Origin of the sequence: Candidatus Nitronereus thalassa (assembly GCF_032191465.1) — a bacterium.
GTDB lineage: Bacteria > Nitrospirota > Nitrospiria > Nitrospirales > UBA8639 > Nitronereus > Nitronereus thalassa.
Map to the genome: position 1 here is coordinate 1,559,981 of NZ_JAQOUE010000001.1, position 26,045 is coordinate 1,586,025.

Genomic DNA, 26,045 nt, shown 5'->3' on the forward strand with positions numbered 1-26,045 from the left:
TCAGAGTCAGCAGGACTTCCGACAGACTATCAGCCACGAGTCGAACAGGTTCAGAGGCATCATAATCCGGTCGAAGAATTTTGGGATTGGTGGTCGCAGCCAGGCCGGAACATACTGGAGAACCCTCGTGGCAAGATAGCTCACGGTAAAATACCAGGTCGGGCGAGATATGTGGATGATGTCCATACCCGCGCTTTTCATGGCAAGCCGAAGCGTTGAACGATTGAAGTAGCCAATATGGGCCAGCCGATAATGCCACCATCGCCACCCCATGAGCCTCGCCGCCACCGAGCCGATGTCGGGAGTAGCGATGAGGCACACTCCATCATCGGCCAACACGTTTCCAAGCGACTGGGTCACTTCGATCGGGTTCGGCACGTGCTCGATAACGTCCACCAGAGTCACCACATCAAATGGCCCCGTCACGTTGTCGTGAGGAAGAGCCCCGAGAGTGACCGGAAGACCACGCTGGCGCGCCTGCGCGTGTAAGGACCGAGACGGTTCCACTCCACAGGCGGTGAAGCCTGCTTTTTGCGCCTGCTCCACGAAGATTCCGCTACCTGCCCCCACGTCGAGCAGGCGGCCCCTCGGCTTGAACCTTTCGACGATCTTAAGCAAGGTGTTAGCCTGGATCGCACGTTCAGCGCGGGTCGCTTCGTACTCGTCATCCTCCATCTCCTCGTAGTACTGGAGAACGTTGACGAGATCCGAGCACTGCCGAAAGCCGCACTGGCCACACTGGAAGATGTCCGCTGTCAACCCATAGGTCGCGTCGGTGATCCGATAGTCGTGTCCCGACATGTTTTCGGGAATCGCTCCCCTCTTGACCAATGTCATCGAGGAAGATTTACAAACCCAGCACCACTGGGTCGAATTATCTAACGTCGTCAATCCTTGTGTGCTAGGGAATGAGGGCAAGATGCGCTCCTGCACCAGCAGTCCTTCGTCCATCATAGGCTGCCCTTCAATGCGACAAGCAACACGTTCGGTGCGAAGACCCTGAAGGGTACAAAGGGATTGGTTACGAGGCGCTTATTGGCAGAATTTAATAAAGCATACGAGTTAAGCCGGACAAGCTGTAGAGCACTATTCAACATAAAGTAAGTTCTTTCGTTGTCTTTCTTAATATTAAAAATTGCAGACCTAAAAAATATTCAGAATGTGAGATGGAGTCATAAATCTATTTTTCTCATCCATCGCTAATCAGATCGCTCAGTGTGTAGGAATTGAGTCGATGGAAAAATAGGGGACTCCTCACTCATAAAGTAGAATTATTAGTTTCCTGCAGATATGTCAGAGCTATGTATGCAGAATACGTGAAGGGTTAGGGGAAAGTGAATACGTCTTTTATCCAAGAGTTTTTTGACACAGTAAGTCGTGACATCCAAGATGCACGGTAATTGTCAAGCTTTTTGGCAAGTGGCTATTGTAAGAAGTAATGGATTCCCGGTGTTCGGTGTGACAAGCAACAAGCATCACTCCTGAGCTATCTATGCACCGTACAATAGGAATCAAGGCGGGCAATGGTCGGATAGACATTCAGGTTCTAGTACCCTCAGGGTATGCGGGTTCAACCCCACCTTCGACGCCACTTCACTCTCTCCCCTGCTCAATCAGACATTGATCGATACTAAACCATTCTGGGCCTATCGAGATCGTGACAGGTTTCGTGAAACGTGAAGCGTCGTGCGTGGAACGTGGGGAAAAAGAGTTCGGCAGTTCTTCCGCACTGCACGCTTGGGGTCAGAAGGACACTCGCTAGATGGGTGTTTTAGCAGATCTGTTACGTTGTCGATTCAGAAGATGCTGAAAGATGCACCGCAAATGGGTTGGGCTTCTTCTCAATGGGTACAGGTTGGACTGAAACCTCTGGCGTGTTTGACCGTTCTACGTCACCCGGTGCAGAGGGTTCTGTTTCTTCTTCCACCGAATTGTTCAAAGTTTGATCTTCTTCATACGCTTGTTTGACTGAACGAATCTGGATATCCACATCTTCACAAGCCAGCAACCGTTTTAAATCCCACTCGGTCACCCAGCTCTTGACCCACTCACGCATGCGTTTGCCTTTGAAATGGGCGGGAGTCGATTCCTGAATCTGCATTGAGGCATGCCGATCATCACCATAGACGGAATGATGAAGTTGTCGAATCTTATGATACGCTTCCTCCACCCGGACTTCAGTCAATTCTCGAAGAGGAGTAGTATCCCATTCGATAAATCGCACCCCTTGCTCAGCCTGCTTTTCAAGTTGAGCCGTGGTTCCGACTTTCCCCAACGCAGCGAGCACGCGAGCCCGATCTCCCTTGGATTCAAGAATTTCGGATTGAAAATCATCCGTCAATGCGACGACGGCGGCCAGCCCTGGAATCCCCACCTCTGGAGAGGCCCCTAGCATTCGCGATAACTCCGCATAGGCTTTGAGCCGTTGCACAAACGAATATCGCCCTATCAATTCAGCCTCATCCAGACACACGACCCATCCACGATACCCGGCCAGGCGCATCAGTCTGGCCGCGAAACGAAACCGTTGGATCGCCAAATCCACCTCACGGATTCTTGCAAACGAGTAGTTTTGGAACACGCCACATTGCCGAAGGCAGGCCCGAATCTCATTCATGGCCAGTGGTTCACCACTCCAAAATCGCGTGACACGATGACACATTTCAGGTTCGGTGCTCATACGTTGAAATAAAAACATAGTCGCGGCAAATCGCTGATCCATGCCATTGCGATAATCATGTACCCAATCAGATAATTCTTGATACCCCGGACTCCACACATCGAGTCGATTGGCTAGTTCCACCAATACTTGACCGGTTTGCCCTGGCATGACCGCGCTTTCCACGGCAGCCTGAAATACTTTCAATGGATGATATAACGGCGTTTCCTTACTGATGATGACGCGGCTACAAATACATTGTTGCTCTAGGGCAAGATGTTGCAAATAGGCCAGTACATGAGACTTCCCCGTGCCGAAGCCTCCCTCCACGATCATGCCTCGAGTCGATTGGCCCTCCGCCGCTTGCTGATCTACTGCCGTTAACATCCGCTCGAACCGACCTTCGACTTCCGGTTGATAACACCCCATGACTCGAATCACATCAAGGTTGGGCACCCCTGCTCGCAATCCTTCGATAACTCGACGATCCCGCAAAGATGCAGCCCCCTGGTGAAGAGGAGTTGCTCCAATCCCAATGCTATGGTGACGGACATTCGCCGGAGATGCGGACAGTCGCACCATGGGTGCGAGAGGGTTTTGTTGATATTTATCACGAACATCATCCCAAATGCGTAGCTTCAACGCTTCATAGCGATCCAGCCCTCGACGACGATCACTCAAAAACTCCTTTGGTGCCAATACCACAATCAAACATCCCGCATGGTCATCCACGCTATCGATGAATTGGCGCAAAGTGTCATACAGATCGAGTACGGCCGCCGAACTGTAATAAAATGTGGAATCGATTTCAGCGGGTTTCTTTGCAACCAAGTATCGCGACAAATCCAATGTCAACAGAAGCCCAGTCTTTTTCGCCCGCCGCAACCAATGCGTGAGGGACGTCAACATGTGTCGACCATTGTGACGAGAGATCTTTTGAAAGATTAACGCGTGCTTCACGCTGGAAATTAGTCGCAATTCCCCTCGCAACCATTCCTTGACCGATTGAGCGACATGGAGATCCGCGTCACTGGATTGTAATTGGGCCGTACACAGACTGATCATGGCCATCCGGAATTCCTGGCAAAGATTCAAATCAGCTTCAATCGTACGCTCAATCCACGTTTGCATGTCTTTCCAGAGCAGGGCCTCTTTACGATCATTGAGTTGGGCAAGTTTTGTCAGACTGAAATCTTCCCATTTATCAGGAACCTGATACCCTTTTTCACGAACGAGGTCGACCAAAAAATTATAGGCAAGTTCATCCCAATCTATTTGCTTCGCAACCTTGAAAAACAATCGATCCACCATATGCATCTTGGTAAACCGGGCGTCGACTCTGGCAAAGAGTAGGCCTTCCTCTTTTCCCAGAGCACTCAATCCAGACTGAAGCGCCGGACGGGTCTCTTGGCATGACCCAATCGCAAATTTGACCGAGCTTCCCCCATCCCGAATATATGACCGCACGTATTCTTGCTTGAGAATTCGCAACCAATCCTCCACCAACATTTCATCCAATTCGGGTTCCGCTGGCTCTGAAGATTCAGCCAAGGCTGAAGGGGCAGTCGGTTTGGGCATAGAGACAGAAGGGGCAAAAAAGTCGCGCAAATCCGCGGGACGTCTTTGAGCTACTTCGACCACAGATTCGTCAGGAATTTCGGCTACAGCCTGAGGCGCTTCGCCCCTCGAGCCTTCCCCGGACCTTGCCGCCTGAATGCGGTTTAGCGCTTCCACAATCTCACTCATGCCAATGTTCATCCTTTCCAGGGATTCATAAGCCTCTGATTTGGAAAATAGATCATTTTTAAGTTCACGGTTTGGTGTCACAATCACCCATTACCAAGGGTTTTGCCAGGTTCATAGGGCTTATGGAACTTTATCGGTTTTTCCTACCATTTCTTGATACTTTTTTCCCTTCCGCCTCCTAAAAACCTTAGTCACCAATGCCAAAATTTTTTCCCGTATGGGATGGTACCACCACCACAAGATCTGGTAGTGTGCATTCAGGACAACAAATTTACATCGCGATTGATGAAAGATTTCTCCTCAAGCCAATTCTTTCTCTTTGGAAGGGCCAAAAAATCATGGTGATATCCTGTTTTCCCATACTGAAAATCATTTCATTCCTCCTCCTGATCCAGGGTTGGACCACTGGGGCAGGAATCCCCCTTGCACAGGCCAAACCGATTGACGGTGTTGGCCAATTGAAATTTGGCATGAAGCCCAGTGCGGTCGAGGCCTTGGATGGCTGTTCCAGCGAATACGAATGCCTCTATGACATTTTAGGGAAAAATCGCTATTTTACATTGAGTTATGGAAGATCAGGGCCCTCCAGCACCCCGGACGATTCTCATTCGCAAAATGGTACGTTGACCCATATCGATATCGACATGGGAAGCCATACCAAAGAATGGTTTGGGGAATTGTACGAGGTTCTGGTTTCCCAATATCCCCTAAGTCATATACCCACGGAGCAAGAGGACGACCATTTCCAAAGTGGAAAAGATCAGGAGTTAATTATTGGGTTCGCCGATGGATCCGTGTTGCTCAAAATTGTTCGTCGCAAATTCGGGAATACGATTCTTCGGGTCGTGTATCAGGACGAGGTAGCCGCCAAGGCCCAACGAAATCATTGGGAACAGAATCGCGAGTAAAAGGATCACTCTTTTTCTTCTTTCTCCCCTTCCACTCATACTGTCCACTCCACCCTTCACCAGTGTGTCAAAAATTGCCTTGGTTTTTTCAATTCCTTTAGCATTTTCAAGAAATTCAAGCATATAGACTAAGCATGAATATTGCTTATTCTTCAGCTTAAGTACTAAGGCGAAGGGAACCCTCATGAAGGTTATGGAACATACAATTCAGGGCGCTATTCTATTGGAATTGCAGGGGGAGCTCGATTTTTCATCACGAAAGGAATTTATGGATGCCATTCAACAGACCTTTCATAGTAATCAGCCACATATCATTGTTGATCTTCAAGGGATAACTTGCGCTGATGAAGCGGCCATGAGTTTGCTCGTAATCGCCCATCAAAAGCTTATCCAACAATGCCGACGCTTAAGTTTACTTCATCCCCCAAACCATTTGGCAAACAAACTTCACTCCATGAAATTTCCCCGTATCATTCCTATTTATCGTTCGCTCGAAGAAGCCTTAAAGCGACAAATTTTTTCTCTACCCCTATATCATTAACTCCCGCTCGCGAAAATTCCTGGGACTAGATCCGTTAATCCCTCGAAAACTGCGGTATACACTCCTCCTATTGTTACCCTCCAAACCACATTTGAACCAATCCTCTTCATACTTTCAAATAGTTGCAGGCAAGGAAGAATCGGGGTCATAATTTCTTAAGGACACCTCGATTACTAGTGTGTTCCTGATAATATTGATCACCACTCTTTACCAGAGGAGGTCTGCCATGAGTGCCACTGTGACCGAAACTCCGCTCTTACCCTCCGTGCAAAAATTTCTCGCCACAGAAGGCAAACTGCTTATTGATGGAACCTGGATCCCAGCTCTTTCAGGGAAGACGTTTTCCACTTTCAACCCCGCCACAGGAGAACCCATGTGCCAAGTGGCTGAAGGACAAAAGGGCGATATCGATCTCGCCGTGAAGGCTGCTCGACGGGCTTTTGATAAAGGTCCGTGGCGAAAACTGACCGCGTCAGAACGTGGAAAAATGATTTGGAAATTGGCTGACCTCATGGAAGCCCGACTAGAAGACTTTGCCCAATTGGAATCTTTGGATAATGGAAAACCCGTGGCTGTGGCCCGAGTGGCTGATGTACCCCTAGCCATCGATTTGTTTCGGTATATGGCAGGATGGACCACTAAGATCGAAGGCAACACGATTCCGATTTCCGTGCCCTATGCCCCTGGGGCTCAATTTCATGCTTACACACTTCGCGAACCCGTTGGCGTAGTCGGACAAATCATTCCCTGGAATTTTCCTCTCCTCATGGCCGCGTGGAAATTAGGTCCAGCCCTTGCTGCCGGTTGTACCATTGTGCTGAAACCCGCTGAACAAACACCATTGTCGGCCCTGCTTCTTGGAGAATTGTTTTGTGAAGCCGGATTTCCTCCAGGGGTCTTAAATATCGTGACAGGCTTTGGCGAAACAGCCGGAGCAGGCCTGGCTGCTCACCCTGATGTGGATAAAGTGGCATTCACAGGATCCACAGAAGTCGGGAAATTAATCGCCAAGGCCGCTACCGGCAATCTCAAAAAAGTCTCCCTCGAATTAGGCGGAAAATCTCCCAGTCTCGTATTGCCCGATGCCAACATCGAGAGCACCATTCCGGGTGTGGCCAATGCCATCTTTTTTAATCATGGACAATGTTGTTGCGCCGGGTCACGTCTGTATGTAGACAAATCTATTTTTGACAAAGTCGTCTCTGGGGTGGCGGAGCAAGCTAAGAAGATAAAAGTCGGTCCTGGCATGGACGCCCAAACCGACATGGGCCCGCTGGTCTCCGATGAGCAACAACAACGAGTCTTAGGATATTTAGAGTCAGGGATGAACGAAGGCGCCAAAGCCATGGTGGGAGGCGGACGGGTTGGGACTAAAGGATATTTTATTGAACCGACCGTCCTTGTCAACACAAACCAAAAGATGAAAGTCATTCAGGAAGAAATTTTTGGTCCCGTAGTTTGCGCCGAACCGTTTACAGATTTGGAGGAGGTTGTCACGAAAGCGAATGACAGCATCTACGGATTGGCTTCAGCCATTTGGACCAAGGATATCGGCAAAGCCCACCGCATTGCCGCCCAGCTTCGCGCGGGAACCGTGTGGATCAACTGTCACAATATTTTCGATGCGGCACTGCCCTTCGGCGGCTACAAACAATCAGGATGGGGGAGGGAAATGGGCCACGAGGCCATCGATCTGTATACTGAGGTGAAGTCCGTCTGTGCGCTATTGTAAGTAAGAAAATGGGTTGAGTAAAAGAAGGCGCTAAAAAAATTCGTTTTCGGTTGATCGCCTGTTTTAGGCAACCTGACGATTTTCATCAGATTCAAGGAAGTAATATTCATTCGAAGCCTCGGCCTCACGGGCGCCTCGAATAACCTGCCTCCAGCATCGACGACATAGATCATGATCTTTCAAACTCACGGTCCTTCCAAGCTTTCCTGAATGTGGATTTCGTTTAGGAGACACATGAATTTTAACATCCGTGCCACATTGAGAACATTTGCATAGGCCTCCTGCATGACTTTTGAATTCCCTTACCCTCTTCGAATGAGAAAAGGACTCATCTTCCCAGAGTGAAAACATCAATCCATAATCTTCTGATTGGCAATCCATCATCGGATATGAAATAGCCAAACGGGCCATGGCAACCTCCGTGTCGTTCTGGGTGATGCATCAGGGGCACCAACCAATTCAGTATCAATACGTATTCACCAATGCATTCCTTAAATTATTCTCACAGAATGAGCAAAGGAGGTGCCAAAACTGATATTTTAAGAATTTCCAGTCGCAACATATTGTAAAGTATGGAAGTTTTCGAATGTATATAACAATTTCCACACATGTCCATTGACCCCATGAGGGAAGTTAGGAAGTTTGGAATATGGGATTTTTTGACAGGCTGTCAGACGTGGGGACAGGCTTATTGAAAAAGATTCAACGGTTGGAAGGCATGAAGCTAAAACAAAAATCCTGCAGACATTCTTCGTTGCGCTTCAGAAACCTCAATGAAAAAAACCAGGTAATCAGAAAATTTTCGAGTCACAGGTAGGCTATCGCACTTTCGCACCAGGCGCTGATTCATTGAGGATAAGCCAGTACAGACCAAGCTGCTGAACAGCCTGAGTAAATTCTACGAAATCCACGGGTTTTCGAACATAACTATTGGCCCCAAGTTTATAACTTTTCATCAAGTCCTGTTCCTCTTTGGACGAGGTCAAAATCACCACCGGCAAAAATCTCGTGCGATCGTCAGCCCGCAATCGTCGCAAAACTTCCAACCCATCGATTTTAGGAAGTTTTAAATCGAGAAGAATAAGCTGAGGCATCACACTTAAATCCCGTCCAGCATGAACCCCGGTACCAAACAAATATTCCAAGGCTTGAACCCCGTCCCGCGCAATAACCACCTGGTTGAGAATATTATTTTTTCCTAATGCCCTCATGGTCAGTTCCTCATCATCCGGGTGATCTTCAACCAACAAAATGACTTTTTCACTCATATCTTGCCTCCCTCATTTTCCAAGGTAAAGAAAAAGGTGGCCCCTTTTCCTACAGACGCCTCGGCCCAAATACGGCCCCCATGACGCTGAATAATTCTATGCACGGTCGCAAGGCCGATTCCGATACCCTGGAACTCACTGACGGCATGTAATCGCTGAAACGCCCCAAACAATTTATCCGCATACGTCATATCAAAGCCCACCCCATTGTCCCTGACAAAAAACACAGGCTGGGCATAGTGATACGTCATTCCCAGTTCAATGCGAGGGAACTCTTCATGACTCGTGAATTTCCATGCATTCCCCAATAAATTTTCCAAGATCACTCGGGTTAAGTCCGGGTCGGCCGTCGTACGAAGATTGTCCACCACCACCACCTCCACCTGACGGTCCGGATCGGCTTTACTCAGGTCCATGGCAATCGAACGCCCGATCGCTGAGAGATCCACTGATTCAAAAGTTAATTCAGCACGAATGAGCCGAGCCAGATTCAGCATGGCATCAATGAGCTTCGCCATGCGCTGGCTTGCCTCACGTACCCGTCGTAAATACTGCTTGCCGGTCTCATCAAGTTTGTCGTGATAGTCGTCCAAGACGGCCTGACTAAATCCATCGATTCCTCGCAATGGTGCCCGCAAATCGTGGGAAACTGAGTAGCTGAATGCTTCCAACTCTTTATTAGAAGCCTCCAATTGAGTCGTACGATCCAATAGATCCGCATTGAGCTTGCGCATATGCTCTTCGACTCGTTGACGCTCAGTAATTTCCCGAGTCAGGCCAGCATTGGCCTCTTCAAGCTTGGCAGTTCGTTCATGTACTCGATGTTCAAGATCCAAATGAGCCTGACGCAATTCTTCTTCGACTCTTAAACGCTCACCCATTTGACGCTGCAGCTCAAGATTGGCCTCCCTCAGGGCTGACGTACGTTCCATGACCCGCTGTTCCAACTCCATGGATGTGCGACGAAGCTTACTAATAACCAGGCCTAACCCACCTAACCAAATCACAATCAATAAGGCAGTCCATCCATACAGGTTGTACCAATCCTGAAATCGGACCCGTTGAACGATATCGCTGGAATACAGGCCCTCGAGTTCATCCAACGCTTTTGAATACACCTGAACATCTGCCACAGCCATCGACTGAATCAAATCGCCCTGAAGCTGGGATACCTGCAGCAGCATGAGGGCCAAGCTCGAACAAAACACCACCGTGAGCACCAGCACCATGCGCTCATACAGCGGATCCATAAATCGAGTGAATGCATGATTCATAACTTGACCGATTTCCAACACACGTTCACGGAGGGTTCCCATGTTCTCAAAGCCAGTGGCCGCAATTTATCCGACCTGCGCCCCGACCAACTCCGTCGGGGACGCAACGTCCTCAGTACCAACACCAGCCTGATCCTCTTCGGCGGGAGTTTCGAATTCAGCATCTTCCATATAACTGGGTCGCAGGGGCGTCACTTCGAGATCAACCGTTTCTTCAGGAGCCAATCGCTTGAGATCCCATTCCGTGATCCATCCTTTCACATATTCCCGCATGCGAGTGCTGGACAACCGCTCAACAGAGGGAATCGTTGGCGGAGCCCAATGATAAGCAGAGGCATGAATCGTCCGAACTTTTTCTTGGGTTTCTTCAATCATTCGATCGTAGGGACCGACCAAACGGGCCCGTTCACTTTCAATCAACCGCATTCCAGCCTCTGCTTGATCGGCCAACAGCACATCGGTTTCCGATCGTCCTTCTCGTAGTTTGTTTGGAATTTTTTCCCGGTCGCCCTTGTCTTCCAAAATCGCACTTTGAAAATCATCCGTCAGCGCAATGACTGACGCGAGACCTGATTTATATCCAAGATCCGCATAGCTCGATGCATCCAATCCACCCATCCATCGCGCGAGCTCGGCATAGGACTTTGCTCGTTGCTTGAGAGAGTAACGCCCAATAATTTCTGCCTCGTCAATGAGTAAAATCCATCCTGAATATCCCGAAGCCACCATCAATCGGGAGGCGAATTTAAATCGTTGCAAGGCCAAATCCGTTTGAGAAATTTTTTCAAATGTGTAGGGATTCGACGCACTACAGGCCTGGAGATACCGCTTGAGTTCGACGACACCAATTGGGTCTCCGGACCAGAAGCGGACAAGACGGTGGCTCAATTCTCGATCATTGGCCATTCGTTCATACAAGAATAATGTGGCGGCAAATCGGCTATCCAACTCGCCACTGGGTCCATGCACCCACTCATAGAAGTCTGCGTATTGGGGACCCTGAAAATTCAGCTCTCCTGCAACTTCAGCCAATGTCCCACCGCGCTTCCCAGGGATCAAGATCGTTTCAATTGAGGCACGGTAGATTTTGACCAGGCTGTACAACGGGGTTTCTTTACTAATCACAATACGGCTACAGGCAAAATTCTTCTCCAATGCCAACTCTTGAAGATATTCCAAGGTATGAGATTTTCCAGTCCCGAATCCCCCATCCAACAAGATACCTTTCGTTGTCGTACCTTCGGTCACGCTTCGCTGGGCGTTCTCAAGCATGCGCCGGAATTGTCCTTCAATTTCAGGTTGAGCGCACCCCAACACTTGGACGGCATCTCGATTGGGCACTCCGGCCCGTAAGGCTTCGATCGCCCGGCGATGCAACATCTCCTCCCCATTAGCGACCGGCGTTCCTTGGGTAAACCCGCTCGCGGCAACCCCGGGAGATGCCGAGTCCTTTGAAATCCTGACCAAGGGTGCAAAGGGGTTTTGCCGACGCTTATCTCGGACATCGTCCCAAATCCGAAGCTTGAGTGCCTCATAACGATTGAGTCCGCGCCGCTCATCTTTCACAAACTCCTCTGGGGCAATCACCACAATCAAGCAACCTTCGAGTTCATCCGTTCCATCAACAAATTGACGCAAAACTTCATAGGCGTCCATGGCCGCCGCTGCCGTATAACTCAAGGCTGCATCAGGTTCTTTTGACCGTTTCACTACCATATACTGACTAATATCTAACGTAAGGATTAACCCACCTTTGCCCACCAATCTCACCCAGTAGACCAGCGAGGCCAGCATATCCCTGGCATTGTGTCGCGCGACTTTTTGGAAAATCAGTGCATCTTTGAGTGCGGAAATCAAACGCAGTTCCCCACAAAGCCATTCTTTCACGGCATTCGCCAAAAACGGGTTTGGGTCACCACTATCAAGTTGGGCCAGACACAGACGGACCATAGCCATTCGAAATTCTTGGCACATGCCCGAATCACGATAAATGGCTTTTTCTAACCAACTCCGGAGCTCACGCCGAAGTAGCATTTCTTCACGATCATTGAGCTCAGCAATGGCTTGAAGGCTAAACGCTGCACGATCATCTGGCACCTGATATCCGTTTTCAACTAACAGCCGGGATAGGAATAAATGCGCTAATCCATCCCAATCAATTTGTTTCGCAATTTTATGAAATAAACGATCCACCATATGAATCTTGGTATATTGCGCATCGGCCTTAGCAAATACGTAGGCATCGTTTTTCGCCATTTTGCTGAATAGCTGCGGCAAGGCACGACGAACCTCTTCCTCGGCGCTCACGACAAATTTTACCGCAGATCCTCCCTGGCGGAGATAACTTTGGAAATACTCTTTCCTCATGACCTCCAACCAATCCAGAGATGACATGTTCATGACGATCCTCTCTTTCCCTTGAAATACGTCCACATGATGTAGGCCAATGCAATCATTAGTTTGCCCCCTTGCGGTATCAGTTGGATCGAGACTCGTTGGGAGGAGAAAAAATCGAAGAGCCCACAAGTGGGCACAGAGGGGCAATGCTATCGAATAGTCGAACGTTGCAACCAGACCAACCCTGAAAGGAAATTTAAGGTTCCCCTTCTCCTCAGGTCTCTTGGCTTTGCGTCCTGCCCTCTCAGGCAGTTTGCCCTTTCGCCTCCTACCTCTATTACTATTACTATCGGAAGCATCAAAATTTCCTTGCACAGAAAGACGAGGTGAGAGGGAACAACAAAAACGAACATCATGTTGGCAGGATGTTTAGTCACCATACGCAACCGTATGGGTCAGAAATCAACTGGTCTGGTCAGGATGGCTGAGAAAGAAGGATGGTTACGCTGCAGACGTAAAGGAGGTGCCGTAATACGTCCGCAGTCGGCCCCCTTGCGCAATGACACTCAAGACTTTGGTGGCGTCTTTGATGCCAGTACTGGCATGGAAATGAAGCAGGTGACCCTTTTTTGTTTGATTCACTCCACTTTTATCGAGAAAGTAGAGATCTCGTGCAAATTCTTGTCGAGTATATTCAAACGTTGGGCGTGGCAACATGGTGAGCAATTCATAAATTTCCATTAACGGAATGACGATGCCTGTTCCGAGCAGATGCTTTCCACGAATCCCGACGGCGATAGAATAGGCAGAATACAAGATGGCCAAAAATTCGTGAGGTTTAAATCGATACGGCCTGGTTTGCAAATCCTTTAAGCGTTTCACCAGTAAGGATGGGCGCAATCGAGTTTCTCGAACGCGGTCAATCGTCACAGCCATCTCTTTAGGGTGAACTCGAACCAACGCCGGATAGGCAAACAACGTTCCCTCATGTTCAATCAAATCCACGCCCATTTGTTCGGCCATGGATAACAAGTCCTGCTGGAAGCCTAATCCGCCCAAATAATCCTCTTCATCAAAATTCCAACTCTGGGTCGTTGAGGCCAGTTCCTGTTGTAATTGCGCGGTGAACTGATTGGCTTCATTGAGAGCATGGCGAAGCTTTTGGAAGTCACCAACACTGGCCGCCGTCCGAATTTTTTTCACCGCAGTCGCCGCCTCAGCAACGGTTCTCACCAGTAGATCTGAATCTTTTTCGATTTTGGCCAAGGTTTGTTCGAGATTTGTTCGCACTTGTTGTTCAATCATCACGCGGTTTCCAAAAAGGCCATGGAGACTGAGGCCCCATATAGGGATTAGACTTCTTTCTCGGCTACCTTGACGTTTCCTAAAGACACGCTAGGATGTAAGAGAGAGGTTTCTGGACATTAGTCCGACTTTCTTTTCATCTTTGCTCTGCCCCCCCAGGCCACTGCTCATGGGCAGGGAATAGTGCACCCGAGATGACGAATTCGAAACGTCCCTTTGCTATTATTACAGGTGCCTCAAGAGGCATCGGCGCGGAATATGCCCGAGGATTGGCTCGCCAAAACCACGACCTCCTTATAGTGGCACGAGATAAAGCACGCTTGCGAGAACTTTCCCAAGAATTGGAAACCGCCCATACTATTCATGCCCATATGTGCGTCTTGGATTTAGCCCAACCCAATTCAGCCCATCAATTGTTTGTAAGGGCCCGGGAATATCGACAAACACCAGACCTGCTGATTAATAACGCAGGTTTTGGACTATACGGGGAATTCGTCTCCCACCCCTTACCCAAAATCCAACAAATGCTCCATCTCCACATTCAATCGGTCGTAGAAAGCATTCGTTTGTTTTTGCCGGGAATGATGGAGCAAGCCTCGGGTACAATTATTAATGTCGCATCGATTGCTGGCATGCTCCCGATTCCCTACTTCGCAGAATATGCCGCCACGAAAGCCTTTCTCATTTCCTTTTCTGAAGCACTGGCGGAAGAGGTCAAATCCAGCGGAGTCACCATTCAGGCTTGCTGCCCCGGTCAAACAGAAACGGACTTTCATGCTTCCGCAGGATTTCGACCTTCAAGTCCTATCCCCATACAAACAGCATCACAAGTCGTTCAAGCTTCTTTGGCTGCCATCGATAAAAAACAAACCGTTGTGACCGTAGGATGGCCAGGCAAGCTTTCCTCTTTTCTGGCCACATGGGTGCCAAGGACAATTCTCACGAAGCAAACCGCCCGACGCACTCGACCACCTTCAATGACATAAGGTGCCCTAACCGAGTCCCGAAGGAGTAAAAGGCTATGTTATCGACCTTCACGAAGAGCACATTCAGACAAAAGTTATTGATCGCCTTATTGGCGTTACTCCTTTGGGGTTGCGCAGGGCCACAGCCTGTCCTTTACCCCAATGCTCACTATGAGGGCGTTGGACAAGAACAGGCCGAACGGGATATTGCTGAATGTCGAGAACTAGCGGATGCGCATACGTCCTCCCCGAACCAAGGCCAAGAAATCGCCCAAGGCACTGCGGTTGGGGCCGGAGTCGGAGCCACGTCCGGCGCAGTTATTGGGGCCATTCAAGGATCGGCAGGAAAGGGCGCGGCTGTGGGCGCCGCGGCTGGCGCCACCGGCGGATTTCTAAGGTCTATGTTGCGAGGATCTGGCCCAAGCCAGACCTACAAGAATTTTGTGAACACCTGCCTCAAAGAACGAGGGTATAAGCCAATTGGGTGGGAATAGACGAAGACGGCCTTTTTGGTTCTCGCCAGTAACGGCCCTTCACGACTCACTAATTTTCGCGTTCCGTGCGGCGTAAACTCCGCATCAGTGCCTTGTCATTGAGGGCCATCTCACTCAGCGCATCCATGATGTGCAAACCTTGAGCTTCCATCAACTCTTTGGCTTTGGCGTATTGCTTGGCATTAAACCGCGCCACGGTGGGTTGGTTGTTAATCACTTGGCACGCTAACACTCCATCTTCGATTTCGAGTGTGCCCCCTTGATCAATCAACTCTTGCGCCTGGGAAATGGTGATGCCATGCAACGTGGCAAACTCTTGGATGCCACCAGTCTCCACCATGGACCCATCGGGCATCGTGCATTTGCGTTTAAAGTAGGGTGACCAATCTTTTCGGAAATCGATATATTTAATATCGCCACCCTTGGCCACAGACCTATCAAGTTTCGAATAATCAAGCCCAAGATTTTTTTGTTTAAGCCGGTCTTGTAATTCCTCAGGAAGCCCTCGAAAAAATATCCGTTCCGCCGCATCCGTCAGCGGAATATCGGAATACCGACTAAGTTGTTCCGCCTCCGCGGTTTGGGCTAAATCTAGAATCCAGGTGGATTTAGGAGTTTCTCCTGTCGAATCTATCCTGCACACAAACATTCCCCGAGTTACCACGCCACCTGTTTGTGGGTAAGAATAGATCCCACCTTCGGCCAATAAGGTCTGCATTTCCTCAATAGGGATTTCGTAACTTGCCCCAAGAATTTTGGCATGATGCTGAATATCTTCCTCTCGGGTCATGGCACAAACCATCACATTCCCGGGCGGGTCGAAATCCGTGTAATTCTCCAGAATGTTATACAGCTCAGGTTCCTTCTCCGGTTTTAATGGCCGCTTTTTGAGCTTAAACATCTTTTCATTACTCCCTACTCACATGACTTAAAGAAAATCAGACCACCGTTGCCATTATTTATCTTTGAATGATAGAACAGACACCGGCCTTTTTGAGGAGTATCCTTTCCCATGTACAAAGCACAACTCGCGGCATTATTTTGGAAGTACGAAGCCTTTAAATGGGACTCACATGATGGCTTCCTCTTGGCCTCAGGAAAAAAGAGTCCCTTTTACGTCGACTGCCGCGCGTTGCTTGCTCACCCAGATGCCCGATGGCTAGTAGCCAACTTGGCCTGTGCCTCCATCCAACAACTCCCTTTCGAAGCCATTGGCGGTTTGGAAATTGGGGCCATCCCACTGGCCACAGCTATATCCGATTATGCCTTCGCGACTCAACCTTCACGAACCTACCGCACCTTTGTTGTTCGAAAACAAGCAAAAGATCATGGGTTAGGAAAACGGATTGAGGGAGCAGCCAATGCAAACGATCGCGTGCTCGTAGTGGATGACGTACTGACAAGCGGGGGCTCTATTCTTCAAGCCCTTCGGGCCGTAGAGGAAGCAAACCTCCACGCCTCCCATGCTCTCGTCCTTGTGGACCGCCAAGAACAAGACGGCAAAAACAAAGTCGAAGCGGCAGGGGTCTCCTTGATTAGCTTGTTAAATTTGGAAGATTTAAAAGCAGCCAAACCTTAATGACATCCTCACTCTCTGCTTAGATCAAGAATTTTCACACTGAAATCGAACTCCCCACCAGTTTTCAACAATGATATCTGATCCTCCTACTCCTTCTACCACGCGTTGACGACCCTTCGTTGGTCCTTCCTTTACAATATCAAATGGCCCCCGGCAAAATTCCCGAATGGATTCAAAGGCTTCCCCTCGTTTGGGAGTCAGCATTTGACCATCCGTCCCTTTATAGAGATACATCATCACACCACGCCCCTTACCTTCAGGGACCATCTGTAACCCACCACCGCATCCAGCTAAAAGGGCAAATCCGCAGAAAAGACCAACTCTTGACCAGAGGGAAAGGCTGGGCATACGATATCTTACAAGGGATGTCTTTTCATGCATCGAGGTTTCTCAAAAAAAACGGGTTATTCCGTTTCAACATTAAGGAGACCGCTATGAGGAACTTAAAAGTATATTTCCCGTTGTTGGGTTTTTGCAGTCTATTCATGATCGCCATCGGGTCCCCTGCTGTGGCCGCGGAAGATTTTTATGTGCTGAGCGTCCATGAATTAAACGGGGGATTAAACAAGGCACCCAGTCTCGCACAAAAAGGATTCACCCTTATCGATGTCCGTGCTCCGGAAGAACATAGCACAGGATTTATTCCCGGGACCGACCTGAATATTGATTTTCGCGAAATTGGTGCTCGTCACCGGGAGATAGGCGCACGATTGGACGACCATATTGTAGTCTACTGCCAATCTGGACACCGCAGTAACATTGCCGCTGAAACCTTAGCCAGTCTTGGGTATACCCACGTCTATAACGTAGCCGGCAGCATGAATGCTTGGGCCGAGGCTGGATATCCCATTCAGACAGTCAACCGATAAACTATGTAAAATTTCTTTTTATACATTTCTACAAATTCTATAAACACCAAATACGAAAGCCGAATTTCCAAACAACGCCCAAATAAAAAATGCGAAATTTTCAATTTTGGAAATTTCATTTTTCGGATTTCGATATTTGCGTTTTGAACTTGGGATTTTGTTTCTCAATCAACAACAGAGGTTGAGGGACCCTCCTCTACGATCTCAGAAAAAATGATATCAAACTGTTCGTGAATCTCTCGAAATGCATCAAGAAGTTGTGGATCGAAATGCGAAGGCCGGGTTCGATGATCTCCGTGCAGCATAATGTCACAGACCTTGGCATGGGAAAATGCTGGCTTATATGGCCTTTGACTTCGCAACGCATCATAGGTATCCACCAACATGACCATGCGGCCGCCAAGGGGAATTTCAGTTTTTTGTAAACCCTGCGGATAACCCGTCCCGTCCCAGCGCTCATGATGCGTCAATGCGATCTCGCGCGCGGTCTCTAATAGTTGCGACGGGGAACCGGTTAACAGATTGGCGCCAAATACCGGGTGCTGTTTCACGATATCCCATTCTTGTTCATCCAACGGACCCCGTTTCTGCATAATCATATCCGGAATACTCACTTTGCCCACATCATGCATGGGTGCGGCATCGAATATTAGTTGAGCCTCATCTTCACTAAGCCCAATACTGAGCCCAAGGGTTTTGGCATAATGACTTAATCGTTGAATATGCGTGCCCGTTTCTTCGTCTTTATATCGTGAAGCCAGTGTAAGCCTGACTACCGTATCTGCATAGGCTTTTTCCAATTCCATAGTTTTCTGTCGCTCAGCATGGTAGGCAGCTTTTAGATCTTGGGCATAGGCTTGCATTTGTTTATTGACGGCCTCCAGCTTTTTCGCTTTCTTTTTCTCACGAACTAGCAACTCCTTGAGATCCTTGGCGTAAATAGCGAGCTGTGATTTGGCCGCGCGAAGTTGTTTGTTCAAATCATGATCGGGGACTGAAGGAGGAGAAAGTTTCATAGATGGTTACCCCGCAAATCTGGCTGAGGATTCCCCCATCAGCTGTTGCACCAAATCCAATAATTGCAACGGACTGAAGGGCTTTACCAAATACGCGCATACTCCAGCTTCCTGTCCTTGATCCTGGTCATCAGTTTGATCTTTGGCGGTCAGCATAATAATTGGAATGTATGAGAGTTGGGGGTGAGCTTGCATGGCCCTGGCGACTTCGATGCCATTCTTCTTGGGCATCATCCAATCCAGGATTACGACATCAGGATGTTCTGTCTGAATAAGCTGAAGGGCAGATTCGCCATCCGAGGCTTCCACCAACCGATAAGCGGGATCTTCTAAGGTCATGAGAAGAAGGGCACGGAGATCTTCTTCATCATCAGCGATAAGAATGGTTTTCATATACCTTGATGGCATGACCACCACAGATATGCATTAATCTTTTATCGTCTCTGCCGTGGTGCTTACCCGCCATCCCAGTCAGGTGCAGTATCGCCATTCTCCTGAATTGAAGGGTCCGTCATCTCGCTCGACAGGGACTGGACCTCCATGACCTGTTCCACGCGTCGAGCAACCGTAATAAATCCTGAATGCGCAATCATGCGAAGATCTGGCCGCACACTACGACCTTGAATATTCCAATTGCGCGTAAATGACTCAAAGGTTTCGATCATACCAAAGGCTCGTGTGTGATTGAGGGCATCAACCGTTTGCGTGATTTGCGGCACCGTCGGAACAAAACTCAAATAAATCCCACCTAACCGAAGGGCCTTCGCTGCATGAGGCACCACATGCCAGGGTTCTGGAAGATCAAGCACTACACGGTCATACAAGGTTTCGCCATCCCCTGTCTGACAATCAATCCCTTCATGCGCATCACGTTGGAGAAGTTGAAAATTGGGCACCGGACCAAGAAACCGCTCAATATTTCGCATGGCGGTTCTTGCAAAATCATCGCGTCGTTCATAGCTGGTGACAGACCCGCGTTCACCAACGGCCTGCAACAAAGCAATGGTGAGGGCTCCCGACCCAACGCCGGCCTCGAATACTCTTGCGCCGGGATAAATATCTGCCCACATTGTGATTAACGCCAGGTCTTTCGGATACAGGACCTGAGCGCCTCGTGGCATTTTGAGAGTATATTCGGCGACTGTCGGGGAAAGAGCCAGCATCTTTTTTCCCCGAGACAGAGTAACAATCGAGCCATCAGATTTCCCAATCAGCTCATCATGGGAAATCGTGTCACCACTAAACTGAAAAGTTTCTCCTGCCTTAAGAGTTAAGGCATATTGACGTCCCTTTTTGTCAACAAGGTGAACTCGCTGGCCTGATTCGAATATCTTCATAAGAGGCCATTTTAGGTACCAATTTCATAGGTTGCAAGGAACCTGGTTTAAGCCAATTTGTTGAGATATTTTTCAAGGGGAAGATTTCTTGACACCCCTCGGGGAGCGACGTAAGATCATTTGTCTAGGAGGTTTTTCTCATCTCAATTAAATTTTTACCATTCCCTTTTTTCTAAATCCACCATGCCTGAAGAAAGAAAGACTACCCTGGTTTTTGGAATCGCCTTGAAGCCCCTGCAAAGTTAACATCCACAACCTGAATTTCCTGGGTTACCACGAAGGATTGTTATGAAGCGTTTGTTTGCAGTTATTGGTTTGGGTCGGTTTGGTTTTCATGTCGCAGAATCCCTTCTTCAGAAAGGGTGCGAGGTTTTGGCCATTGATACGGAGGAATCTAAAATCCAGGCCATCAGCGATATCGCCACATTTGCAGTTCAATGTGACGCCACAGATGAACGTGCACTGAAGGCGGTGAGCACCCAGAATGTCGACGTGGCAATTGTTAGTATTGGGGAAAATATTGAAGCCAGTATTCTCATCGTTCAAGCCTTGGCTGAAATGGGCGTGAAATCCATCATTGCCAAGGCCGTCACCAACACCCATGGGAAAATCCTCAGTAACCTCGGGGTTTCGGAAGTGATCTACCCCGAACGCGATGCGGCAAATCGACTAGCCCACCGCTTGATTTCGCCTAAGGTATTGGAATACCTCGAGCTGGCTCCGGGTTATAGCATTGAGGAAATTGCGGTTCCCGACCGTTTCGCGGGCTTAAGCATCCAAGAATCAAAAATCCGTGAACTGCACAATCTCAATGTGATTGGCATTAAGAAACAAGTGAAGCGGATGGTAAAAGGCCGGCTTATGAAGGAAGAATCTTTTAATTTCACCCCAGCGTCCACTGATCTCATCGAAAAAGGGGATGTGCTGGTAATGATTGGAAAAGAAAACGATTTGGATCGTTTCAGCGACGCTGAATAAGCTGGTTTCCCACACATTTTCTCTTCTATCCTTTCCTCCCTAATCCAGGGCCTTCCTTGGAAATCCCTGTAGGCTTTTGTTGATAACCCCCTTCAGTTCAATTCATCTCGCCCTTGGCCCCCTTCATTAAGTAAAAAATCATATAAATATATCTATTTTATTTAAAGTTAAGTTGATAAGGGACATCGGGCCAACCTTTTGCTATAATCCGACCGCTTTCATGAAAGGAACGGCTTATGACTTTGCCTGGAATCCAAATCTTGCTCATGGAATTTCGGCAAGAACTAGAATTGTTTTACAAGCACCTGCAACTCGCTCCCCCTTATGACAGCGTCGAAAAGGCCCTAATATGCCTCTCCCGCAGGCTTAGCAACCAATCGACCGATGAACAAGATCAAATGGCTCATGACCAAACATTCAAATGGAAACTTTTTCAGGAAGCCGTTGTCGAATCGGGACTCCATAAAAAACATCGAGGGATTATTGTGGGATTACTTCGTTCGCAAGGCCCAGATTTCATTCCTGAAACCCAACGATACCTGCAAGAACCATTTTTGGCACAAAAATAGACTAATCTTCATCACCTTAAAATGTATTATTTTTGCAACACTTCTATTGATTTTTCACATCATCTAAATCAACTATCAATATCAATTATTCACAATTTCAATACGTTATGAAATATTATTTGATTTTTATTATGGCCCATGTTTTGCATTTCACTTTAGGGATTTAGAAATTTCGATTAGAGGAGAAATGCACGTGCAGAGAACATTGAGGCAGCCAACAGCACTAGAAGGAATCGGACTGCATTCTGGAAAACCGTCCAAGGTAACTCTGTCACCAGCCCCGGTAGACTCAGGGATTGTATTTCGACGGAAAACGAATGGGCACCTTGAGTCATGTCAAGCCTCAATCCGAAATCTTCGCCCTATGGAATTGTGCACCACTATTGGATCTAACGGATTTCAAATTCAAACGACCGAGCACGTCTTGTCAGCTCTTTGGGGCATGCAAATTGACAATGCCTATATTGATATTAATTCGGAAGAAGTACCGGCCATGGATGGCAGTGCCTCCCCCTTTGTAGAAATGATTCACACCGCAGGGATCGTTTCTCAGGAACGTCCGAGGTCCTTCCTAAAAATCATTAAACCCCTTCATATTGGGGATCATCGTCGTGGAGTCTCAGTCCTCCCCTCAGTCACTCCTAAAATTACCTATTCGATTGATTACAACCACGCACTTATCCAACAACAAACCTATGAATACGAATGGTCGCCGGCAAGCTTTCAAGATAGAATTGCCGAGGCCAGAACATTTGCCTTTTCCCATGAAGTCGAAGCGTTATGGGCCCGAGGACTTGGTCAAGGTGGATCGTTGGATAATACCATCGTATTTTCAGAATCTGGCATTCTCAATGACCAGGGTCTGAGGTTTCCTGATGAATGTGTTCGGCACAAGGTTCTCGATCTCATTGGGGACTTGGCCTTATTAGGACTTCCAATCATAGGACATATTATCGCTGATCGATCTGGACACTTTTTGCACAATCAACTCATCCAAATGATTCTTGATAATTCCGATGCTTGGATTTTGGTTGGTTCCCATCATCCAGGATGGGATAACAGTTCCGATGGGTACTCGAATGAAAATGACATGGCCCATTCGGTTTCACTTTCCGCTAATTCCGCTGCCTAGCCAGCCAATCGTTCCCTTCTCTACTTTCCCAAGAATCTCCTCTTTCCCACCCATAATTGCGTTCGGTTCCGCCACATGTTAGGGTCGGCCTCACCCTTATGAATAACCGAGACCTCTCCATTTTCATTGGCCTGGCTGCTCTGAGTTTCCTCCTCCTTTTCACGGATCCTTCCCAAGCCATTAGTCCCATGACTCACGACCCTCAGGGGTTTAAAGGAATTAAATGGGGAACGGCACTTCATACCCTCAATCATCTAACCTTGGTAGACCCGGACGATCGAATCCAGGAGTATCAATTCAAAGAAGATTCGCTACAATTTGCCGACACCAAAGTTGAAACACTTCGACTTCTCACCATTGACGGAAAATTTGCTCGAGTCATGATTCGTTACCATGGCGAAAACACTCACCAGACCATTATTAAATATCTTTCTGCTCAATACGGGAAAATACAACGCCAACGTGGATCAATGGTACGGGGATTAAATCAGGAAAATACTTGGCGGGGGAACGACACCGAAATAAATCTCAACTACCGAGGACATGGAGAACAAGGATTTATTTTGATTCAAAGCCGAATTCTTGCCCCAAAATTTATGGAAATGGTCTCCGAACATTCGCATTGACCAGCCAAACAAATAGTGAGGTTTGAGTACACCCGCTTACCCTTCAATTTCCTCTCGCGCCTCTAACACTTTTTTTACAATCACCTCGATAATCTCCTCATCGACAAACGGCGAGAGAATAAACGACTTCAAGGCCACAATCGGTTCACCATAATCAGTATGTCGATAACAATCGGTTAATGAGAGCACCGCCCCTCGGCCAGCCATCGCCTCCTCATGAACATAGTGAAACACCTGCCGATTATATTCGTTATGGGCGAGAAGCTGCTCCCGATGCAAACTCTCGTGTAGTTCCTTTTCCTTGATCCGAAATGTATCCACACCTGGAGGATAGGCCCGAAATACTGTCACCGTTCCAAAATTATCGCGGTTCAGGACGGTCGTACAGGCATGGCCCTCTAGATGCTCCCGCAGGAGCTGTGTCATTTCCACAATATGCCCAATAATGACCTGCAACCCTTGCTTGCCAAATAACTTCATATTGGCCAAAGCCGCTAAAATTCCTGTACCGGGTCGAGATGTTTCTATCGTAAACATTCCGGGCCGATGACTCCCGAATTGATACAAATACGGCATTTGCTCCTGGGGTCTTTGCAATAATTTAATATCTTCTCCATGGCGAAATAGGACTAGGCTGGAAATATACGGAACAAAACCAGGTTTATGAAAATCGATTCCAATACTGTCCGCAAGATTCACATGCTGAATATGGTGACGCACCCCTGCTAAGGCTCGAATCGTCCGTGGACGAAACCCCATAGGATTTGCCTCAAAATCATAATCATTAAATACAGACCACGCCCACCCAATCACGGCATCGGCATGGACATGAGGCCGATAAGAAAGTTGAAACTCTTCCACGAGTTCATCACGTAGAGCAATAATCCCCGCAATATCATCTAATCCAAAGGCATCAGTCGTCCCTAACGTCGCAATTATCGCGGCAATGCGTTTCCCACTGCGGAGCGCCGAGCGCGCCTGTTCACCAAGCACACCGACATCCATGGCATTGCGGGTATCCGTGGGAATCGTGATTAAACGTTTGGATCCCAAACCCAGCCATCCGGCGATATTGTAACGGCAATAGTGACTCGCATCACTGGCGAAAATTACCGCCTCTTCGCGCACACCATGTTCCATCGTGCCGGGAAGAGCTTTTTCCAATCCCGTTTTGACACCATACAAGGTGGTACCTGTCCCGCCAAACGTAAAAAACCCCCTAGCGCTGTTAGGGTCATAACCCAACAAGTGCGCGGTCATAGCCACCATCTCCACCTCAGCCAGGGACAACCGGTGACTATATTCATCCCATGACAAATTAGGATTATAAAGGGACGCGAGAAGCACACCGATGAGGGAGGAAATGGTCGGAGGCGGCACAACGTTCTGTTGCGTTTGGGGATGCCCGGGAATCGTTAGCCCAGCACAATAAGAAACCAAATCACTCGTCACGGCTTCGATAGTCATTCCTTGTTCCGGGACAACAGATTGACGCGCGAGGTCATAGTCCAACGGTTTTCGCTCGCCCAAAATCGGTCGTTGGCTTTTTAGTGCATCCACTTCATCCATCGCTCGCATGACACTATGGACAAGGTAGGAATCATGGACGCGATCCGAAATGGGTTGAGGAAACGCCAGGCGAATGTTCTCTAAAATATTGCGGTAGGGTATAGCCATGAAATTCTTCCTCCTTCAACGGTGAAAGAATCGACACGGGGGCAGGAAAAACGTACTTTCCCGATTATTTTAGCACACCTAAAGATTGTGGCTATGGAAAATCAGGAACATGTAAGAAGCCCAACTCTTCCTAAAGAGACACTCAAGATCCATCGCCTCGAGTCACCTTCCAGCTTTCAGACCCCCCTACCGGTATAAACCCGAATTGACTGGACATTCCCATTAAGTGCACCATGCCTTTTTAGTCAAACTACTCAGGGAACTAGTCATGAACATGCCTTCCAATCCCCTTATCATCAACCCTCATTGCCAGGTCAACATCGAATACTTAGGGCAGGGACGCCACAAAATCGTCATTGCAGATGACTTTTACCAACATCCCGAAAAAGTGCTACAATTGGCCCTGGAATTGCCATATACCGATAGGTTTGAGATCGTCGGTAATTTTCCTGGTGTTCGAGCCTCAATCAACCTCGAGATTCAGCCCATCTTTCAAAAAATCAGCGAACTCTGGGGTATCCCCCTTTATCAATTTTTTGATCCCCAACCCGTGGTCTTCCAGGGGATCACCAACAAAAATTATCTCCTTAACATTGGGCAACGACAGCCTCACATCGACCAAGACATTACCGCCATGGTGTATTTAAACCCGGAGGAGTCTTGTGTTGGAGGGACTGGGCTCTATAGACACCGGCCTACAGGCCTGGAACGAGTGCCTATCACACCAGACCAAGAAATCCGGAACCTTGCCGATAGATTAGAACTTAGTGATGAATTTTTGACCAGTGCGGAAGGCTATGAAAACTTTCAGAACAGTATGATATTCAACCCACTCTTCGCGAATCGCGACAACACCTATATCAACGAAGGGAACGAATACTGGGAATTACTGAAACTCATTAAAATGAAAACAAACCGACTGATCATTTTCGACGGGAGATGCTTTCATTCCCAATACATCTTTCCCGAACAATATACTGAAGCCTTTCGGGTTAACCAGATCATCTATTTGAGTCAAAAGCCAAAAAGCTGA

24 protein-coding genes and 1 riboswitch are annotated in these 26,045 nt (G+C 48.1%); of the genes, 12 read left to right on the forward strand and 12 right to left on the reverse strand.

Going from position 1 to position 26,045, the window contains the following annotated elements; translation table 11 throughout:
- Positions 1 to 6: 6 nt before the first annotated feature.
- Together PPG34_RS07025 and PPG34_RS07030 are read right to left on the reverse strand one after the other, a co-directional pair.
- Complete coding sequence (locus tag PPG34_RS07025; RefSeq protein WP_313832460.1) at positions 7 to 954, reverse strand: class I SAM-dependent methyltransferase; 948 nt, start codon at positions 952 to 954, stop codon at positions 7 to 9.
- Between the two features lie 829 nt (positions 955 to 1,783).
- Positions 1,784 to 4,405 (reverse strand): BREX system ATP-binding domain-containing protein, encoded by a 2,622-nt coding sequence (locus tag PPG34_RS07030; RefSeq protein ID WP_313832461.1) that lies wholly within the window; start codon positions 4,403 to 4,405, stop codon positions 1,784 to 1,786.
- 338 nt (positions 4,406 to 4,743) lie between these two features.
- On the opposite strand from PPG34_RS07030, the gene PPG34_RS07035 reads away from it, so the two are divergent.
- The 3 genes from PPG34_RS07035 (at position 4,744) to PPG34_RS07045 (ending at position 7,586) form a co-directional block, all read left to right on the forward strand.
- Complete coding sequence (locus tag PPG34_RS07035; protein WP_313832462.1) at positions 4,744 to 5,313, forward strand: hypothetical protein; 570 nt, start codon at positions 4,744 to 4,746, stop codon at positions 5,311 to 5,313.
- A 184-nt stretch (positions 5,314 to 5,497) separates the two neighbouring features.
- Positions 5,498 to 5,854, forward strand: coding sequence for an STAS domain-containing protein (locus tag PPG34_RS07040; protein WP_313832463.1), 357 nt, complete (start codon positions 5,498 to 5,500; stop codon positions 5,852 to 5,854).
- A gap of 226 nt (positions 5,855 to 6,080) precedes the next feature.
- Positions 6,081 to 7,586: an aldehyde dehydrogenase family protein gene (locus PPG34_RS07045; RefSeq protein WP_313832464.1), complete on the forward strand. Its 1,506-nt coding sequence runs from the start codon at positions 6,081 to 6,083 to the stop codon at positions 7,584 to 7,586.
- 818 nt (positions 7,587 to 8,404) lie between these two features.
- On the opposite strand, the gene PPG34_RS07050 is transcribed toward PPG34_RS07045, so the two are convergent.
- The 4 genes from PPG34_RS07050 to PPG34_RS07065 form a co-directional block, all read right to left on the reverse strand.
- Complete coding sequence (locus PPG34_RS07050) at positions 8,405 to 8,854, reverse strand: response regulator (protein ID WP_313832465.1); 450 nt, start codon at positions 8,852 to 8,854, stop codon at positions 8,405 to 8,407.
- Positions 8,851 to 10,170 carry a sensor histidine kinase gene (locus PPG34_RS07055; protein WP_313832466.1) on the reverse strand — a complete coding sequence of 440 codons (1,320 nt, stop codon included), beginning with the start codon at positions 10,168 to 10,170 and terminating at the stop codon, positions 8,851 to 8,853. Before PPG34_RS07055 ends, PPG34_RS07050 begins: the two co-directional genes overlap by 4 nt.
- A 24-nt stretch (positions 10,171 to 10,194) precedes the next feature.
- On the reverse strand, positions 10,195 to 12,528 hold the full coding sequence (locus PPG34_RS07060; protein ID WP_313832467.1) for a BREX system ATP-binding domain-containing protein: 2,334 nt from the start codon (positions 12,526 to 12,528) through the stop codon (positions 10,195 to 10,197).
- Between the two features lie 162 nt (positions 12,529 to 12,690).
- Positions 12,691 to 12,793: riboswitch (cyclic di-GMP riboswitch) on the reverse strand.
- Between the two features lie 173 nt (positions 12,794 to 12,966).
- Complete coding sequence (locus PPG34_RS07065) at positions 12,967 to 13,770, reverse strand: hypothetical protein (protein WP_313832468.1); 804 nt, start codon at positions 13,768 to 13,770, stop codon at positions 12,967 to 12,969.
- A gap of 194 nt (positions 13,771 to 13,964) precedes the next feature.
- Here PPG34_RS07065 and PPG34_RS07070 point away from each other — a divergent pair, with 194 nt between their 5' ends.
- The gene (locus tag PPG34_RS07070) at positions 13,965 to 14,756 is read left to right on the forward strand and encodes an SDR family NAD(P)-dependent oxidoreductase (RefSeq protein WP_313832469.1); all 792 of its coding nucleotides are present in this window, start codon (positions 13,965 to 13,967) and stop codon (positions 14,754 to 14,756) included.
- Between the two features lie 35 nt (positions 14,757 to 14,791).
- The gene (locus PPG34_RS07075) at positions 14,792 to 15,229 is read left to right on the forward strand and encodes a glycine zipper family protein (protein WP_313832470.1); all 438 of its coding nucleotides are present in this window, start codon (positions 14,792 to 14,794) and stop codon (positions 15,227 to 15,229) included.
- A gap of 49 nt (positions 15,230 to 15,278) precedes the next feature.
- On the opposite strand, the gene PPG34_RS07080 is transcribed toward PPG34_RS07075, so the two are convergent.
- On the reverse strand, positions 15,279 to 16,130 hold the full coding sequence (locus PPG34_RS07080) for a hypothetical protein (protein ID WP_313832471.1): 852 nt from the start codon (positions 16,128 to 16,130) through the stop codon (positions 15,279 to 15,281).
- A gap of 111 nt (positions 16,131 to 16,241) precedes the next feature.
- Here PPG34_RS07080 and pyrE point away from each other — a divergent pair, with 111 nt between their 5' ends.
- On the forward strand, positions 16,242 to 16,808 hold the full coding sequence (gene pyrE, locus PPG34_RS07085) for an orotate phosphoribosyltransferase (protein ID WP_313832472.1): 567 nt from the start codon (positions 16,242 to 16,244) through the stop codon (positions 16,806 to 16,808).
- Between the two features lie 24 nt (positions 16,809 to 16,832).
- Here pyrE and PPG34_RS07090 read toward each other — a convergent pair whose 3' ends face one another.
- Complete coding sequence (locus tag PPG34_RS07090; RefSeq protein WP_313832473.1) at positions 16,833 to 17,156, reverse strand: hypothetical protein; 324 nt, start codon at positions 17,154 to 17,156, stop codon at positions 16,833 to 16,835.
- Between the two features lie 86 nt (positions 17,157 to 17,242).
- Here PPG34_RS07090 and PPG34_RS07095 point away from each other — a divergent pair, with 86 nt between their 5' ends.
- Positions 17,243 to 17,677 carry a rhodanese-like domain-containing protein gene (locus tag PPG34_RS07095; RefSeq protein WP_313832474.1) on the forward strand — a complete coding sequence of 145 codons (435 nt, stop codon included), beginning with the start codon at positions 17,243 to 17,245 and terminating at the stop codon, positions 17,675 to 17,677.
- 164 nt (positions 17,678 to 17,841) lie between these two features.
- Here PPG34_RS07095 and PPG34_RS07100 read toward each other — a convergent pair whose 3' ends face one another.
- From PPG34_RS07100 to PPG34_RS07110, 3 genes are all read right to left on the reverse strand, one after another.
- The gene (locus tag PPG34_RS07100; protein WP_313832475.1) at positions 17,842 to 18,693 is read right to left on the reverse strand and encodes an HD-GYP domain-containing protein; all 852 of its coding nucleotides are present in this window, start codon (positions 18,691 to 18,693) and stop codon (positions 17,842 to 17,844) included.
- A 6-nt stretch (positions 18,694 to 18,699) separates the two neighbouring features.
- Positions 18,700 to 19,086 (reverse strand): response regulator transcription factor, encoded by a 387-nt coding sequence (locus PPG34_RS07105; RefSeq protein ID WP_313832476.1) that lies wholly within the window; start codon positions 19,084 to 19,086, stop codon positions 18,700 to 18,702.
- Between the two features lie 62 nt (positions 19,087 to 19,148).
- Positions 19,149 to 20,030, reverse strand: coding sequence for a tRNA (adenine-N1)-methyltransferase (locus PPG34_RS07110; protein ID WP_313832477.1), 882 nt, complete (start codon positions 20,028 to 20,030; stop codon positions 19,149 to 19,151).
- Between the two features lie 288 nt (positions 20,031 to 20,318).
- Here PPG34_RS07110 and PPG34_RS07115 point away from each other — a divergent pair, with 288 nt between their 5' ends.
- From PPG34_RS07115 to PPG34_RS07130, 4 genes are all read left to right on the forward strand, one after another.
- On the forward strand, positions 20,319 to 21,008 hold the full coding sequence (locus PPG34_RS07115; RefSeq protein ID WP_313832478.1) for a potassium channel family protein: 690 nt from the start codon (positions 20,319 to 20,321) through the stop codon (positions 21,006 to 21,008).
- Positions 21,009 to 21,244: 236 nt separating this feature from the next.
- The gene (locus PPG34_RS07120; RefSeq protein ID WP_313832479.1) at positions 21,245 to 21,577 is read left to right on the forward strand and encodes a hypothetical protein; all 333 of its coding nucleotides are present in this window, start codon (positions 21,245 to 21,247) and stop codon (positions 21,575 to 21,577) included.
- A 193-nt stretch (positions 21,578 to 21,770) separates the two neighbouring features.
- On the forward strand, positions 21,771 to 22,709 hold the full coding sequence (lpxC, locus tag PPG34_RS07125; RefSeq protein WP_313832480.1) for a UDP-3-O-acyl-N-acetylglucosamine deacetylase: 939 nt from the start codon (positions 21,771 to 21,773) through the stop codon (positions 22,707 to 22,709).
- Positions 22,710 to 22,807: 98 nt separating this feature from the next.
- Complete coding sequence (locus PPG34_RS07130; RefSeq protein WP_313832481.1) at positions 22,808 to 23,335, forward strand: hypothetical protein; 528 nt, start codon at positions 22,808 to 22,810, stop codon at positions 23,333 to 23,335.
- Positions 23,336 to 23,371: 36 nt separating this feature from the next.
- Here the strand turns inward: PPG34_RS07130 and PPG34_RS07135 are convergent, their stop codons facing one another.
- Positions 23,372 to 25,012: a pyridoxal phosphate-dependent decarboxylase family protein gene (locus PPG34_RS07135; protein WP_313832482.1), complete on the reverse strand. Its 1,641-nt coding sequence runs from the start codon at positions 25,010 to 25,012 to the stop codon at positions 23,372 to 23,374.
- Between the two features lie 268 nt (positions 25,013 to 25,280).
- On the opposite strand from PPG34_RS07135, the gene PPG34_RS07140 reads away from it, so the two are divergent.
- Entirely contained in the window at positions 25,281 to 26,045 is a 765-nt protein-coding gene (locus PPG34_RS07140) for a DUF6445 family protein (RefSeq protein ID WP_313832483.1), read from the forward strand.